This window comes from Cupriavidus sp. GW821-FHT07C08, assembly GCF_059419025.1.
Map to the genome: position 1 here is coordinate 1 of NZ_JBWKQZ010000038.1, position 15,089 is coordinate 15,089.

Below are 15,089 nucleotides of genomic sequence, written 5' to 3' on the forward strand. Positions count from 1 at the left end.
AGCCGGATGAGCGGAGACGTTCACGTCCGGTTCCGTGAGCGCCTTGGGGGGAAGTTCCCCGGGGCGACTCGACTCGTGATCACCGGCAGTACGCCGGAAGTGTTGGAACACGAAGTGAAGCCGTGGGTAGAACGGTTCCTTGCAGTACGGGGGCTGACGCTATCGACGGAGAAAACGCGGATCGTCAATATCGCTGACGGCTTTGACTTTCTGGGGTGGAATTTCCGGAAGTATTCGGGAAAGCTGCTCATCAAGCCAGGTAAGAAGAACGTGAAAGCGTTCTACAGCAAGGTGAAGGAGGTCATCAGTGCAAACAAGACGGTCAAGCAGGAGAAATTGATTCGACTGCTGAACCCGATGCTAAGGGGCTGGGCGCAGTATCACTGCCCGGTGGTAGCGAAGGCGGCGTTCACCCGAATGGAGAACCTGATTTTTAGGGCTCTATGGAGGTGGGCAAAACGGCGACATCGAGGGAAGAACTCCGAATGGGTGCGAAAGAAGTATTACGCCTCAGTTGGGGATCGGAACTGGGTGTTCGGAACCACTGCTGTGAACAAGGCAGGTGAACGCTACTGGATGGAGTTGTATTCGATTCCGAGTACGCTCATCCGGCGGCACAAGAAGGTGCGGGCGGACTACCATCCCTTCGACCCGGCGCAGGAGATGTATGGCGAGAAATTGCGGCAGGAACGCATGGCAGATCGCATGTCGTACCGAAAGCAATGGGCAAAGCTGTACGTCTCTCAGCGAGGCTTGTGCGCGGTGTGTCAAGGCGCGTTGACCGACGAGACTGGATGGGATGACCATCACATCGAACCCCAGATTCTTGGGGGCTCCGATGCTCTAGGAAATCGCGTATTGGTGCACCCCGATTGCCATGTCCAAGTTCATCACTACGGTACAATAGCTGTGAAACCGGTGTTTGAATAAGTTCAATCACTTTGTAAAGGCTTGAGCCGTATGCGGGGAAACTCGCACGTACGGCTCTTAGGGGGGAGGAGTTCCAGTGATGGACTTCTCCTACCCTCCCCCCGCTGAGCATGCCATCATGACCGGCTCCACCCAAGACCCCGATGCACGCCGCATGGCGCCCGCCACCGAGCGCAACCGCGAGCCGATCCTTGCGGTATTGCGCAATGTGCTGCCCGCCAGCGGCACGGTACTGGAAATTGCCAGCGGCACCGGCCAGCATGCCGTGCACTTCGCCGCCGCGTTGCCGGGACTGACCTGGCAGCCAAGCGATCCGGAAGCTGCCGCGCGCGCGTCGATTGCCGCGTGGACCGCGCATGCGGGCCTGGCCAATGTGCGCGCGCCGCTGGCGCTGGATGTCTGCCGCCAGCCGTGGGGCATCGACGCCGCGGATGCGGTGGTGTGCATCAACATGATCCATATTGCCCCATGGGCCGCGGCCGAGGCGCTGTTCGAGGGCGCCGGCAAGCTGCTGGGCCCTGGCGGCGTGCTGTTTCTGTACGGTCCCTATCGCCGCGGCGGCGCGCATACGGCGCCCAGCAACGCGGCCTTCGACGCGCAATTGCGCGCCACCGACCCCGACTGGGGCGTGCGCGACATGGAAGCTGTGATCGCGCTGGGCGAGGCGCAGGGCATGCGCTGCGACGAGCCGGTGCCAATGCCGGCCAACAACTTCAGCCTGACGTTCCATGTCAATGGAATCAAATAGTTAGCGCATTTTCTTGGGCGCGGCACAAGCGCCATCAGAACGCCTTGCTGATTTCCAGCCCGCCATAGAATGCGCGCGGCTGCCCACCGGTCTTCTTGACGCCACCATAGAAGCCAAGCTTCACGGTCTGGCCGAGCGAGATGCCGGTCAGCACCAGACCGCCCTGCGTGGAGTGGTAAAACGGATCGCCATGCTTGATGACCTCCGCGCCGGCCCACGCATCGCCGAAAATCTTGTAGAGAATCCGGCCGCGCGCCCAATACGCCTTGGGCCCGAAGTTGTAGCTCGCGATGCCGTTGACGGCCCAGTGTTGCGCGAACTCCTGCTGGCCGAGGACTGTCAAGGCCAGGCCCCATTCGCCGCCGTCGGCACGGTTATCGGCGCCTTCTGGCGACACGCGATTGTAGCGATAGCGCGCGCCGGCCGTGGCTTCAACCCAGCCGGTCTCCCAGCCTTTCTGTACGCCAAGCGCCGCCTCAGCCGATTGTCCGTTCACTGACACCGTCGTGCCGTTCGAGCCGTACTTGTAGTGGTAGTCGCTGACGACGAGCTTCTGGGTGAGGAAGGGCACCGGCAGCCAATTGCCGGTGACACCAGCGTATTCGCTACGCTCACCTCCACCGGCGAAGCTTGCCCCGCCGAACAACGTGCCCGCCATAGCCGGCAATGGGACGATGGCCGCGCCACAGAGGGTTACGATGGCGAGAGCACGGTCGGCCCGAATATTCTTGCGCGTGTCCTGCGTCATGCGGCCTTTTTCTTTCATACCGTCGTCGCGTGCGGCGTAATGTTGTAAAGGTGGAAATCGCCGGTTGGCGTCGCTAGCCTGCCCGTGGGCGTCAGCCTGACCGCATGTTCCGTGGCCATGCCTTTCGTGGTACGACGCAACGTGGCACCAGTGTCCAGATCGAGTTCGATGCTGCTGAACAGCAGCGGCGCCGCGCCCTCGATCGTGGCAATGACCACCGGCAACACACCGGCACGCAGCGGCTGCATCAGCAGTCCCGGTGCCCAGTTCTGCGTCAGCAGTGGCGCGCCCCCGTCGCGGCTCAGCAATTCAGCCAGGCGAGTAAGAGGCGGAGTCTCGGTTTCGGAAAGGTTGCCCATTTCGAGCTGCAGCCGACTGCCGTACAGGAACGTCTCGAGTGCGCCGGTGTTGCCCTGCGCATCCCAGCTAAAACGCAGTCCCACTGTGGCCTCCCCGGCGACGCCCGCCGCGGCCTTTTCCGCCCACGCCGCGGATCGGTTGACGAACGTCGCCACGGCCGCATCGCATACGATTAGATTGGGCAGGTGGATGGCTATGTTTACCGTGCTGCCGCGGGATAACGTTGGAATTGGTTCCCCGATGTAAAGCGCGCCGTTGGGGGAAAGGTCCGATGTCAAGCCAAGGTATGAGTTGCCATCAAGGGTCAGCGTGATCGGCAGCCGCAGCGGGAAGCGGTACTCGGTGCGGCGGTTGCTTGCATGGCGGTGAGCGTACACGGTCACCATCGTTGCCGTGAGAAGGGTCACGCAGGTCCATATGAGCGTGATGACGCCTGCACCGAACGGAATGCTCCCTGTATGCATCCGGTACAGGCCTATCGGCACGCTGATTGCCGTAATCCCCGCCAGCACCAGCACCGGCGACATCCAGAGCCACATCCTGCCAGTATCGGAAAGCTGCTTGTCGGTCACGGCAAACGGGATGTTGCGACGAAACAGTCCAACGCTCGTTGACATGAAGGCAAAGAATCGAGCCATGGCGTACTGCTCGCTGAGTAACAGCGAGTTGTAGCCGCGTCCCAGCTCAAGGTGAACCAACATCGACAGCAGGTAGTACAGGCAGAACAGCAGCAGGAAAGTGTTGAGCGATGAGACTATAGGTAGGTCGCCCGAGAGAAATACTGCCGGCGGTGTCAGAATGAAAACAAGCTTCTGCCAACCTTCGAAGAAGAAAAGTGCCGACGCGAAATAATTGAGTCGCTGGCCCAGCGTCAGGCCCCGGCTGAAAAGAATTCTTTCGCGCCGGAACACCTGCATCGCTCCCATTCCCCAACGCATGCGCTGCTTCAGGTAGGTGTCAATGCTGTGTGGCGCCAGGCCAAAGGCAAGTGATTCGGCGTAGTACACAGACTTGAATCCCAGCTTGTGCAGCTTGACGGCCGTATGGACATCCTCCGTAACGGTCTCGGTGGCGAAGCCGCCGATTCTCTTCACCGCGGAACGTCGGATCACCGCACAACTGCCGCAGAAGAAGGCAGCATTCAGTGCGTCCTTGCCGCGCTGTATGACTTTGAAGAAGAGCGCCTGCTCATCCCAGACCCGCTTCTTGCCGACGCGGTGGTTGAATGAGTCGATATTGAAGAAGTCCTGCGGTGTCTGCACGAACGCAACGTCTGCATCGCGGAAGAATCCCAGTGTCTTCACCAGGAAATCCTTGCGAGGAGCATGGTCGGCGTCGAAGATCGCAATGAATTCGCCTTCGCAGAACTGCAGCGCGTGGTTCAGGTTGCCGGCCTTGGCGTGGGAGTTGTTATCGCGGGCGAGGTAGCGGCAGCCCAGATCCTCCGCCAGCTTGCGCATGTCTGGCCGCCGGCCGTCATCCAGTAGCCAGGTAACATGCGGGTACTCCATCCGCGTGGCCGCCAGCAGCGTACGGCGCAGCAGGTCCACGGACTCGTTGTAAGTGGGCACGAATACATCGACCTTCAGTCCCGCTGGCGGCGGTACTACCTCCCGCACGCTGAGCCGAAAGGTCATCAGCACGAACAGAAGTCCGCTCAGATAACCGTAGACTTCAGCGGCATACAACGGCAGAGACAGCCACGGCGCGTCCATGTTGACGGTTCCTACGCGCCAGGCGAGATACGCGAATCCGCAAGACACGTAGACGGCAACTAGCAAGGCGATATAGCGTTTGGGCTGCTCAGTCTTCATGTTGGCTTCCAATGGGCGCCTTGCCCGTCGAGCTACAAGCGGAGACCTATATCGGCATAGTCATACGACTAGTCCGCATGGTGCCATAGGCGGGAGCTCTTTGACGACCTCATGTCGCATCAGACGGTTGTTGTTTATTTCTGATATGAAGATCATTTAAGGCAGGGGCGGGGACGAGCTGGATAGTGACCAAAATCTACGAGCAGATTCCACGGTTGCGTGAGTTGATCGCCGAGCGCCTGCGCGATTGAGCGGTGGCCTGCGCAGGGCATACGGTCAATGGTTAAGGAGGGCATTGCAGACGATACGATCCTGGCATGAAACGTTCCGCCTGCGTGGCGCTTTGCTCTAGAATCGTCCCGTCATTCGATCCTGCGATGCCAGTGCCTTACAGGCCTGCGGCATCGCGCCCGCCACGGAGAACAAGATGAAGGTCCAGAACATCCTGCAGACGATCGGCAATACCCCGCATATCCGCATCAACCGGCTGTTCGGCAACGGCCATGAGGTCTGGATCAAGTCGGAGCGCAGCAACCCCGGCGCCTCGATCAAGGACCGCATCGCGCTGTCGATGGTGGAAGACGCCGAGCGCCGCGGCGTGCTCAAGCCGGGCGGCACCATCATCGAGCCGACCTCGGGCAATACCGGCATCGGCCTGGCCATGGTGGCCGCGGTCAAGGGCTACAAGCTGGTGCTGGTGATGCCGGACAGCATGTCGGTGGAGCGCCGCCGCCTGATGCTGGCTTATGGCGCCACCTTTGACCTGACCCCGCGCGAGAAGGGCATGAAAGGCTCGATCGCGCGTGCCGAGGAACTGGTCGCCGCCACGCCGGGCGCGTGGATGCCGCAGCAGTTCGAGAACCCGGCCAATGTCGACGTGCACGCGCGTACCACCGCGCAGGAAATCCTGAACGATTTCCCGGAGGGGCTGGATGTGCTGATCACCGGCGTCGGCACCGGCGGCCACCTGACGGGCTGCGCCCGCGTGCTCAAGGACAAGTGGCCGCAGCTCAAGGTGTTCGGCGTCGAGCCGGTGGCCTCGCCGGTGATCTCCGGCGGCGCGCCGGCGCCGCACCCGATCCAGGGCATCGGCGCGGGCTTTATCCCGAAGAATCTCGACACCTCGTTGCTGGACGGCGTGATCCAGGTCGATGCCGAGCCCGCGCGCGAGATGGCACGCCGCTGCGCGCGCGAGGAAGGCATCCTGGTCGGCATCTCGTCCGGCGCCACGCTGGCCGCGATCGCACAGAAGCTGCCCGAGCTGCCGGCCAACGCGCGCGTGCTGGGCTTCAACTACGACACTGGCGAGCGCTACCTGACCGTCGAAGGGTTCCTGCCCGCCTAAGCAAGCATGAGCGCCCCGGCCCGTGAGGCCCGGGCGCTCAGAACGTTTTGGGCAGCCGCTCAGCGCGACGACAGGCCGTGCCGCTTGTGCCAGTCCGCCAGCGATTCCTCCGGCCAGGTGCGGCAGTGCACATGGCCTTTGCCCTTGGGCACGTCGACCCAGGGCGCGACAGAATCCAGCGCAGCCTCCACCACCTCCGGCGGGCGCGGCAGCGCTGTGTCGATGGCCGATGCATGCGGATGCACCAGGTGCGGCCAGCGCGGGTCCCAAAGCCACAGCGCGCTGCCGCATTTCACGCAGAAATGCCGCTGCGCCGGCGAGCGCCGCGCGCGCTTGCCGGGCTCGCGCAGCACGGCGTGATAGATGCCAAGGTGCTTGCGCCCGCGCACGCGCAGCGTGGCCGCGTCGCCGCCCAAGTTGATCGCGTAGCCGCCGCTCCCCGCCGTCTTGCGGCAGATCGAGCAATGGCAGTGCATATAGGGATAGGGGGAATCGGACTCGAGCGAGAAATGGATGGCGCCGCAATGGCAGGAGCCGTCTAGATGCATGGTGTGAGCCTTTGCACGGTGGCGTTCAGGACAGTCCATTGACTGTAGAAAACCCCCGGCAAAGTGCCAAGGCGGCGGTGATGGCTAGAGCGCCTTGCGGAATGTCAGGTTGATGCGCAGCCGCCCCAGCAGCGGATGGTCGCCATCGGCCAGCGGCGCCACGCCGTGGAAGGCCAGCCGCGACGGCCCGCCCCACACCACCACGTCGCCATGCGCCAGCCGCACCCGCTGCGGACGGTCCGCGCGGCGCATGCCGCCGAACAGGAACACCGCGGGCAGCCCCAGCGAGACCGAGACGATGGGCGCGCTGAAATCGCGCTCGTCGCGGTCCTGGTGCAGCGAGAGCCGGGTGCCCGGCTCATAGCGATTGATAAGACAGGCATCCGGCTCAAAACCGGAAAAGCCCGCTTGCGCCGCCGCGGTGGTGGCCAGTTGCCGGAAACTCGCCGGCATCTCCGGCCACGGCTTTCCGTTCAGCGGATCGACGGGGTCATAGCGATAGCCGCGCGCGTCGGAGACCCAGCCGACCGTGCCGCAGTTGACCATTGCCACCGACATTCTCAGCCCGCCGGGGGTGATCATGTGCCGCCAGGGGGCAAGCGCGATGATGGCCTGGACGTCGGCCAGCAGCACTTCGGCATCCGCACGGGCCAGGCCGCGCAGGACTACGGCGCCGTCGGCGAGGGGTTCGATGGCGGAGCCGCTCGGAGGCAGATCGTCGAACAGGTCGAAAGTCATGGGGTGGAGGATTGAGGGCGTCCTGGCACGGTCAGGCGACGGTCAGTTCCAGCCGCTTCCCAAGCGCCCGGAATGCAGCCTCGATCGTATCGATCTTGGTCGCATGGTCCAGGTTGACGATACGCTGCACCTCCTGCTTGCGCGTATGCAGCCGGCGCGCCAGTTCCGCCTGCGTCACGCCCTGCGCGATCATCTCGTTAAGCAGGAGCACCTTCGCCGACACGCTGGCCGGCAGTTCAACCAGATGCTGGCCGCGTTTTGCCTTCGACGGCAGCGGCACCGGGCGGCCATCTTCGAAATAGAACTCCATGGCCGTGGCGAGCGCATCGGCGGCCATCTCGCGGGCCTGTTCGATGGTGTCGCCGCTGGTCAGGGCTTCGGGGATATCGGGAAACGACACAGCAAAGCCACCGTCGTCCGGGACGATGTTGGCAGGGAAACGCAGCATATTGGGACTCCTCCCGCGACAACGGATGCGAAGTCTATGGTAATCAAAAATGTTTACCAATTCTAGCAGCAAGCCGTTAAATCCGGTTGCAGGATTGTGAGCGAAATACATGAATCGCCCCGCCGCTGACATGACAAAGGCCGCCCATCGGGCGGCCTTGCATTCTTCCATGGCGCGCAATCACCACGCGCTACACAGCGCGAATTCAGGCAAACGTATCGATCTCGCCACGCCCAAGCACGCGTGCGGGACGGGCCGTCGTACCGGCCACCGCCGCCGGCTCAACAGCCGCCAGCGTGCCGGCACCAAAGCTGGTTTGCCCGCGCCCATTGCCCGGCGCCTGCTGTTGCTGCCCGTTGCCATTGCCCGCCTGGCTGGCAAAGCCGTCTGCGCCCACCGAAGTCTGTCCAAGCTGGATGCCGCTTTCCGACAGCGCGGTGCGCAGGTGCGGCAGCGCCGCTTCCACCGCGGCGCGCACGGCCTGGTGGGGCGAGACGAACTGGGCCTGGGCCTGGTCGTTGACCACGTTGAGCACGACCTTGAGCGGCCCGAGGTCAGGCGGGTTCAGCTGCAGTTCGGCGCTTTGCTGGCCTTGCGTGCTCATGCGGATCATCTGCTGGCCAAGGGCCTGCGGCCACTGGCTGTCGTACAGCGGCGGGGTGACCACGGAACGGGCGGAGGCTACTGCAGCGGCTGCAGTAGCCGACGGGGTAGCCTGGCCGGCCAGCGCGGCAGCCATGGCTTGTGCGTTGTCGGGGCTGGCGGCGGTAGCCTCGCCGGTGCGGGCGGCAGCCTGTGTGGCGGCGAACGGCGTTACCACGGGTCTGGCGTCCGCCGTGCCGGTGTTGGCGGCAAGGGAATCGGCGCGGTGCTGGGCGATGCCGCTGTCCGGGCGATTGCCCGATTCGCCGGCATGCTGGCCGTTGGCGTCTTGCTGCTGGACGGCCGGCACGTCGCCCGGGATGGCCTGAGTCGTGCCGGCCTTGCCGTCGGTGCCTGCGCTGGTGCTGGCCTGCATCGCGGCGCGCTGGGATGCGATGGTGGCCAGCGTGTCGGCTACCGAAGGCTGTGCGGGCCGGGCTTCGGTGGTGACGACCTGCAGCGTACCCGGCAGTGGCGTGGCGGCAGCCGGCATGGCATCGGCCTGGGCATCTGCCGTGGCCGGCTGGGCGGCATTTGCCAGCGCCGCCTGCAGTGCCGCGGCGCCGCCGGTGTCGGCAACGCCGGCGAGGGCGGAACCCGCCGCGCCGGCCGGTGTGCCAGCGGGGCTGGCCGGGGCGGCGGCAGGAAGCATCAGTGCCAGGGCCGCAGCGGCCGCGGCTGCGGCATCCGTCGGCGTGGCCGCCGCGGTGTCGTCCTGGTCCTGGTCTTCATCCTTGTGGCCAGCTGCCGGCTTCTTGCCGGCCGCGGCGACTGGCTGCGGCTTGCCGGCATCGGCCTGCGCCGCGGGCTGGCGGGATGCGGGCTGGTCGCGCGCGGTGGTTTCCCTGGCCGGCGGCGCGGGGGCCTTGCTGCTTTCGCGAGCGCGCGACAGCGCGTCGCCGAATCCGCTCGCGGTTGCGTCGGCGGTGGCGCGCCTGGCGCCCTCGACCGCATTGGCGGCGCTGCTGACAATCTGGCTGATATCGATCATGGGGTTGGCTACGGGTGTGGCCCGGGTCAGGCTTCGCTGAGGCGGCTGGCCGTGGTGCGGACCAGACGGGCGGCGTATTCGTCGTTGGCGCGCTGTTCGCGGCGCGCGGCAACCTGGTCTTCCTTCGCTTCGGCGCGCGCGATCAGCGTGTCGAAGGAGTTCAGGCGGCGCTTCTGGTGCTGCCAGTGGTTGCGCCCTGCCAGCAGGTCGGCCTCGGCCTTGGCCAGCGCCGCGCCCTGCTGGCGGATGGCATGGTCGAGCGAATCGAGAAAGCGCGAGAAATCCTGCCAGCGGCTGGAGGTCATGCCTTCGGCGGCCACCACCTGCATGCGCGCGCGGTACTCATGGCGGTACTCGGTGAGCTGGTTGAGCTGCTGCTCAGCCTGCGTGCGCAGTCCCTGCAGCCTGCCCAGCTCGCGCGCGGCGGCGTCGGTATCGTTCTGGGCGAGATCAGCCAGCGTATTAAGCGGTGAATGCTTGAGCATGTTCACTCCTGTCGAAGAGGCTGTGAAGCTGGGCGATGGCGTCGTCGTAGCCGGCGCGCTCGTGGATGTCTTGCTGCAGGAAGGCTTCCATGCGCGGGTGCAGGCGCATCGCCAGGTCCAGCTCCGGGTCGTTGCCCGGCACGTAGGCACCCACGCTGATCAGGTCGCGGTTGCGCTGGTAGCGCGACATCAGCTGCTTGAAGCGGCGCACCGAGCCGAACTGCTCATTCGGGATCAGCGCGGTCATGGCGCGGCTGATCGATGCTTCCACGTCGATGGCCGGGTAGTGGCCGGATTCGGCCAGGCTGCGCGACAGCACGATATGGCCGTCCAGGATGGCGCGCGCGGAATCGGCGATCGGGTCCTGCTGGTCGTCGCCTTCGGTCAGCACCGTGTAGAACGCGGTGATCGAGCCGCCGCCTTCGGGGCCGTTGCCGGTGCGCTCGACCAGCGTCGGCAGCTTGGCAAAGACCGAGGGCGGATAGCCCTTGGTGGCCGGCGGCTCGCCGATGGCCAGCGCGATCTCGCGCTGCGCCATGGCGTAGCGCGTCAGCGAGTCCATGATCAGCAGCACATGCTGGCCCTGGTCGCGGAAATACTCGGCCAGCCGCGTCGCATAGGCGGCGCCCTGCATGCGCAGCAGTGGCGAGGTATCGGCCGGCGCGGCCACCACGACCGAACGTGCGCGGCCCTCGGGGCCAAGGATGTTCTCGATGAACTCCTTCACTTCGCGGCCGCGTTCGCCGATCAGGCCGACCACGATCACGTCGGCGCTGGTATAGCGCGCCATCATGCCGAGCAGCACGCTCTTGCCCACGCCGGAGCCCGCGAACAGTCCCATGCGCTGGCCGCGTCCTACCGTCAGCATGCCGTTGATGGCGCGCACGCCGGTATCGAGCACAGTCTCGATCGGCGCGCGCATCAGCGGGTTGATCTGCTCGCCGGCCAGCGGCACCTCCATGGCGGCGGTGATCGGGCCCAGCCCGTCGAGCGGGCGGCCCGCGGCATCCAGCACGCGGCCCAGCAGGCCGGCGCCAACCGGCAGGCGCTTGGAGCCCGGCTCGCGCGGCGTGGTGATGCCGGCCGGCTGCGGCGATGGTTCCAGCGGGTAGACGCGCGCGCCCGGCAGCAAGCCCACCACATCGGATTGCGGCATCAGGTAGAGCCGGTCGGCGCCAAAGCCCACCACTTCCGCTTCCGCGGTGCGCGGGGCATTGCTGTCGGTGGTGAACTGCCCGGCGGGCAGCTCGATCAGGCAGTCGCTGCCCACCGGCAGGCGCAGGCCCACGGCTTCCAGCACCAGGCCCGCGGCGCGCGTCAGGCGGCCGCAGCTGCGCTTGCTGTCGAGCCCGGCGATGCCGGCCGCGGCGCTGTCCAGCGCGCCGATCCAGCGTTGCGCGTGGGCCAGCGCGGAATCCGGCGCGGGCGTGGCTTGCTCGGCGGCATCAGGCATGTGGCGGCTCCCACGGATCGTCGCGGCCCAGCGCCTTGACCACGCGGGTCCAGCGCGTAGGCAGCGTGGCATCGCGCTCGCCGCTGGCGGCGCTGGCGATGCAGCCGCCGCACGCCACCGACGGATCGGCGCGCACGGTCCAGCCGGCGGCCGCCAGTTCGCCATGCAGGTGGGTTTCCACCAGCGCCACGTCGTCGGGATGCAGCAGCAGGCTGGGCGATCCGCACAGCGCGGGTTCGCTGGTCAGCAGCTCGCGCACGGCCGGCAGCAGCACCGCGGGGTCGTTTGCCAGGGCGGTGCGCACCAGCTGGCGCGCCACGTCCAGCGCCAGCGACACCAGCGCGCGCGCGACCTGGTCGTCCACGCCGCCGAGCGCGCTGCGGAAGTTGGTGGCCAGCGCCTGCAGCTGCGTGGCCTCGTTGCGTGCGGCTTCCAGGCCGCGGGCGTAGCCTTCGCGGTGGCCGTCGCCGTAGCCCTGGGTTTGCCCCTGGGTGTAGCCCTGGGCATAGCCTTCCTTGCGCGCGCCTTCGCGCATCGCGTCGAGCGCCTCGAAATCGATCGGCGGCGGTGCGGGCTCGGATGGCATGGCGGCCAGGGCTTCGGGCGGCTCGCTTTCCCGGGGATCGAGCGAGCCCATCTGCCAGCGCTGCCAGCCGGCCGCGCCGCCACGCGCGCGGCGCGGGGGCTCGAACGGCGCAAAGCCGCCAGGATCGGCGGCCGCGCCGTTGCCGGCAAGGGAAGTGAGCGGGTCGCCGCGCGGCGCGCGGCGTGCGGCCTGGCCGCGCTCAGGGTTTGCCTCAGACATAGGCATCGTCGCCTCCGCCGATCTGCACTTCGCCCGCATCCGCCAGGCGTCTTACCACCTGCAGGATGGCCTTCTGCTCGGCCTCGACCTGCGACACGCGCACCGGGCCCAGCGCGTCCAGGTCCTCGCGCAGCATCTCGCCGGCGCGGGTGGACATATTGCGGATGAACTTGTCGCGCAGCTCCTGCGGCGCGCCCTTGAGCGCGACGATGAGCGACTCGGTGGCGATTTCCTTGAGCACGCGCTGGATGCCGCGGTCGTCGACCTCCAGCAGGTTCTCGAACAGGAACATCTCGTCGATGATCTTCTGCGCCAGGTCGCCGTCGTGCAGGCGCACGCCGTCGATCACGGCCTCTTCGTGCGCCGTGCTCATCAGGTTGATGATCTCGGCCGCGGTGCGCACGCCGCCCATGCGGCTGCGCTTCAGGCTCTGGCCCGCCAGCAGCTTGGTCAGCACGTCAGTCAGTTCCTGCAGCGCGCCTGGCTGCACGCCGCCGAAGGTGGCAATACGCAGGATCACGTCGTTGCGCAGGCGGTCGGTGAACAGCGCCAGCACCTCGGACGACTTCTGGCGGTCCAGGTGGATCAGGATGGTGGCGATGATCTGCGGGTGCTCGTCGCGGATCAGCTCGGCAATGGCCGTGGCGTCCATCCAGTTCAGCGAATCGATGCCGCCGCCCGGATCGCGCGACTCCAGGATGTCTTCGATCACCGACTGGGCGCGTTCCTCGCCCAGCGCCTTGTTCAGCACGCTGCGGATAAAGGCGTTGGAATCGACGTTCAGGGCCAGGTACTGCTCGGTCTCGGAGCGGAACTCGCCCAGCACCTCGGCCATTTCCTCGCGGGTGACCGAGCTGAGCGTGGCCATGGCCGAGCCCAGCTCCTGCACTTCACGCTGCGACAGGTGCTTGAACACCTCGGCCGCGGCATCCTCGCCGATCGCCATCATCAGGACGGCGCTCTTTTGCAGGCCAGATTCGGACATGCCCTTAGCGGTTGTCATTGGCAATCCAGTTCTTGATCACGCTGGCGACCAGGCGCGGGTCGCGCTGTGCGGCGTCGCGCACCAGCGCGAGGTCGCTTTCATACTTGGCGGCAAGCCGCAAGATTTCAGGGTTGGCGGGCTCGTCCGGCGGCAGCAGCACCGCCTCGGTCTCGTCCCTGGCTTCCGGCGCCGGCAGCGGCGGCGAGGTGTAGCGGCGCAGGATCGGGCGCGCCACCTTGAACCACACGAACAGCGCCAGCACTGCCAGCAGCAGGTAGCCCGCAAGGGTCTTGCCCAGCTCGATCATGTCGGGCTGCTTCCACAGCGGCACCTCGGGCGCCGTCTTCTCGCGCTCGGCGGTGAACGGGCTGTTGACCACGTTGATGGAGTCGCCGCGGTCGGCCGAGAAGCCCATCGCTTCCTTGGTCAGGTTCTCGATCTGCGCCAGCAGTGCCGGCGGCAGCGCTTCGGCCACGAGCTTGCCCTTGGCATCGGCCTGCTGGCGGTAGTTGACCACCACCGCCACCGACAGGCGCCGCACGCCGCCCGGTGCCTGCTGCACGTGGCGCACGGAGCGGTCCAGCTCGTAGTTGACGGTGGAGTCGCGGCGATTGCTGCTGGGGCCGCCGGAAGCCGTGGAATTGGCACCCTGAGCCGCCTGGCCTGGCTGGGCAGCTTGCCCGGGCTGTCCGGGTTGCCCGGCAGCCGGAGCACCGGCCTGTCCCGGTGCCTGGCCCGCACGCGGCGTCTGCGGCGTGGTCACGGGCGCGGCGGCGGCAGCCGGCGGCTGGTTCGACAGCGCGCCGGGCACGCCGCCCGGCGGCGTGGCACCCTGCTGGGTCGATTCGCTGGTCTGCTGGCTGCGGATGGCCGAGCGGGTCGGGTCCTGGTTAGGCTTGTAGCTCTCGTCGGTGTGCTCGACGATGGAAAAGTCCACGTCGGCGGTCACCTGCGCGCGCACGTTGTCCTTGCCGACGATCGGCGTCAGGATCGCTTCGATGCGCTTCAGGTAATTTTGCTCCAGCGCCTGGACGTACTTGAGCTGGGTCGCGTCGAGCATGCGCTCGTTGCCGGTGTTCGACAGCAGGTTGCCGTGCTGGTCGACGATCGAGATCGACTTGGGCGTCAGCTCCGGCACGCTCGACGACACCAGGTGGCTGATGGCCGCGACCTGGCCTTCATCGATGGCGCGGCCCGGGTACAGCTGCAGCACGATCGACGCGGTCGGCTTCTGGCGCTCGCGCACGAACAGCGTCGGCTTGGGGATGGCCAGGTGCACGCGCGCGGACTGCACCGCGGCAATGGATTCGATCGAGCGCGCCAGTTCGCCTTCCAGCCCGCGCTGGTAGTTGACCTGCTCGGCAAACTGGCTGATGCCGAACTTCTGGTTGTCCATCAGCTCCATGCCGGCCGTGCCGCTCTTGGGCAGGCCCTGCGATGCCAGGCGCAGGCGGATTTCATGGACCTTCTCGGCCGGCACCATCACCGCGCCGCCGCCTTCGGCGAACTTGTATGGCACGTTCATCTGCTGCAGCGACTGCAGCACCGCGCCGCCGTCGCGCTCGGACAGGTTGCTGTACAGCACCTTGTAGTCCGGGCTGCGCGACCACAGCACGCCCACGGCGATGGCCGCGGCCAGGGCTGCGCCGGCAAGCATCAGCGGCAGCTTCGGGTTGGCTTTCAGGCGCTCGATCACTTCCGCCGGGCGCCCGGGCAGTGCCACGGCCGCGGTCATGCGCGTGCTCCGGATCCGGCGCCGCGATGCTCGCAACGGCACGGGCGATGCTGACCGCCTTGGTCGTCGGCGCGGCTCACGGCACGGCTCACATTACGCTGCAGAGAAAACACGCGTACTCCCGAATCGATGGTTGTCTGGTGATTTCCGGAGCCAGCACGGGACGACAGCCCGCGCTCTTCCGGCACGGTGGCAATGATCGGCCAGACTTGAGCGCGACAATCCGGTGAATAGACGCGGTTTTTTGTCCGATTTCGGCCCATGGGAGGGCGGAGGCGGCGGGTACTCTGCGGGGGCTGAAACTGGGTGCGAAC

General features: G+C 66.4%; 14 protein-coding genes. 3 read left to right on the plus strand and 11 right to left on the minus strand.

The window, feature by feature from the left end:
• A partial coding sequence (locus AC07UK_RS33700; protein WP_494687450.1) for a group II intron maturase-specific domain-containing protein occupies positions 1–930 on the plus strand: 930 nt, incomplete at its 5' end.
• Positions 931–1,048: 118 nt separating this feature from the next.
• On the plus strand, positions 1,049–1,678 hold the full coding sequence (locus AC07UK_RS33705) for a DUF938 domain-containing protein (protein ID WP_013953965.1): 630 nt from the start codon (positions 1,049–1,051) through the stop codon (positions 1,676–1,678).
• A gap of 34 nt (positions 1,679–1,712) precedes the next feature.
• Here AC07UK_RS33705 and bcsS read toward each other — a convergent pair whose 3' ends face one another.
• Entirely contained in the window at positions 1,713–2,444 is a 732-nt protein-coding gene (bcsS, locus tag AC07UK_RS33710; RefSeq protein WP_436224653.1) for a cellulose biosynthesis protein BcsS, read from the minus strand.
• Entirely contained in the window at positions 2,441–4,600 is a 2,160-nt protein-coding gene (locus AC07UK_RS33715; RefSeq protein ID WP_494687449.1) for a glycosyltransferase, read from the minus strand. Before AC07UK_RS33715 ends, bcsS begins: the two co-directional genes overlap by 4 nt.
• Positions 4,601–5,027: 427 nt before the next feature.
• Between AC07UK_RS33715 and cysK the strand changes: the two genes are divergently transcribed.
• Positions 5,028–5,945 (plus strand): cysteine synthase A, encoded by a 918-nt coding sequence (gene cysK / locus AC07UK_RS33720; protein ID WP_436224655.1) that lies wholly within the window; start codon positions 5,028–5,030, stop codon positions 5,943–5,945.
• A gap of 59 nt (positions 5,946–6,004) precedes the next feature.
• Here cysK and AC07UK_RS33725 read toward each other — a convergent pair whose 3' ends face one another.
• The 9 genes from AC07UK_RS33725 to fliF form a co-directional block, all read right to left on the minus strand.
• Positions 6,005–6,493 (minus strand): GFA family protein, encoded by a 489-nt coding sequence (locus tag AC07UK_RS33725; RefSeq protein ID WP_436224656.1) that lies wholly within the window; start codon positions 6,491–6,493, stop codon positions 6,005–6,007.
• A gap of 84 nt (positions 6,494–6,577) precedes the next feature.
• Entirely contained in the window at positions 6,578–7,231 is a 654-nt protein-coding gene (gene alkB / locus AC07UK_RS33730) for a DNA oxidative demethylase AlkB (RefSeq protein ID WP_494687448.1), read from the minus strand.
• A gap of 31 nt (positions 7,232–7,262) precedes the next feature.
• Positions 7,263–7,679: a type II toxin-antitoxin system HicB family antitoxin gene (locus tag AC07UK_RS33735; protein WP_436224658.1), complete on the minus strand. Its 417-nt coding sequence runs from the start codon at positions 7,677–7,679 to the stop codon at positions 7,263–7,265.
• 205 nt (positions 7,680–7,884) lie between these two features.
• On the minus strand, positions 7,885–9,312 hold the full coding sequence (locus AC07UK_RS33740; RefSeq protein WP_494687447.1) for a flagellar hook-length control protein FliK: 1,428 nt from the start codon (positions 9,310–9,312) through the stop codon (positions 7,885–7,887).
• Positions 9,313–9,338: 26 nt separating this feature from the next.
• Positions 9,339–9,797 carry a flagellar export protein FliJ gene (gene fliJ, locus AC07UK_RS33745; protein ID WP_011617820.1) on the minus strand — a complete coding sequence of 153 codons (459 nt, stop codon included), beginning with the start codon at positions 9,795–9,797 and terminating at the stop codon, positions 9,339–9,341.
• Complete coding sequence (gene fliI, locus AC07UK_RS33750; protein WP_058697368.1) at positions 9,775–11,250, minus strand: flagellar protein export ATPase FliI; 1,476 nt, start codon at positions 11,248–11,250, stop codon at positions 9,775–9,777. The genes fliJ and fliI overlap by 23 nt, the downstream gene beginning before the upstream one ends.
• On the minus strand, positions 11,243–12,061 hold the full coding sequence (gene fliH / locus AC07UK_RS33755; RefSeq protein ID WP_494687446.1) for a flagellar assembly protein FliH: 819 nt from the start codon (positions 12,059–12,061) through the stop codon (positions 11,243–11,245). The genes fliI and fliH overlap by 8 nt, the downstream gene beginning before the upstream one ends.
• A complete protein-coding gene (gene fliG, locus AC07UK_RS33760) occupies positions 12,048–13,058 on the minus strand; it encodes a flagellar motor switch protein FliG (protein WP_013953954.1) in 1,011 nt (336 codons plus the stop codon). Before fliG ends, fliH begins: the two co-directional genes overlap by 14 nt.
• Positions 13,045–14,775, minus strand: a complete 1,731-nt coding sequence (gene fliF / locus AC07UK_RS33765; RefSeq protein WP_494687445.1) for a flagellar basal-body MS-ring/collar protein FliF — start codon at positions 14,773–14,775, stop codon at positions 13,045–13,047. The genes fliG and fliF overlap by 14 nt, the downstream gene beginning before the upstream one ends.
• Positions 14,776–15,089: the final 314 nt, after the last annotated feature.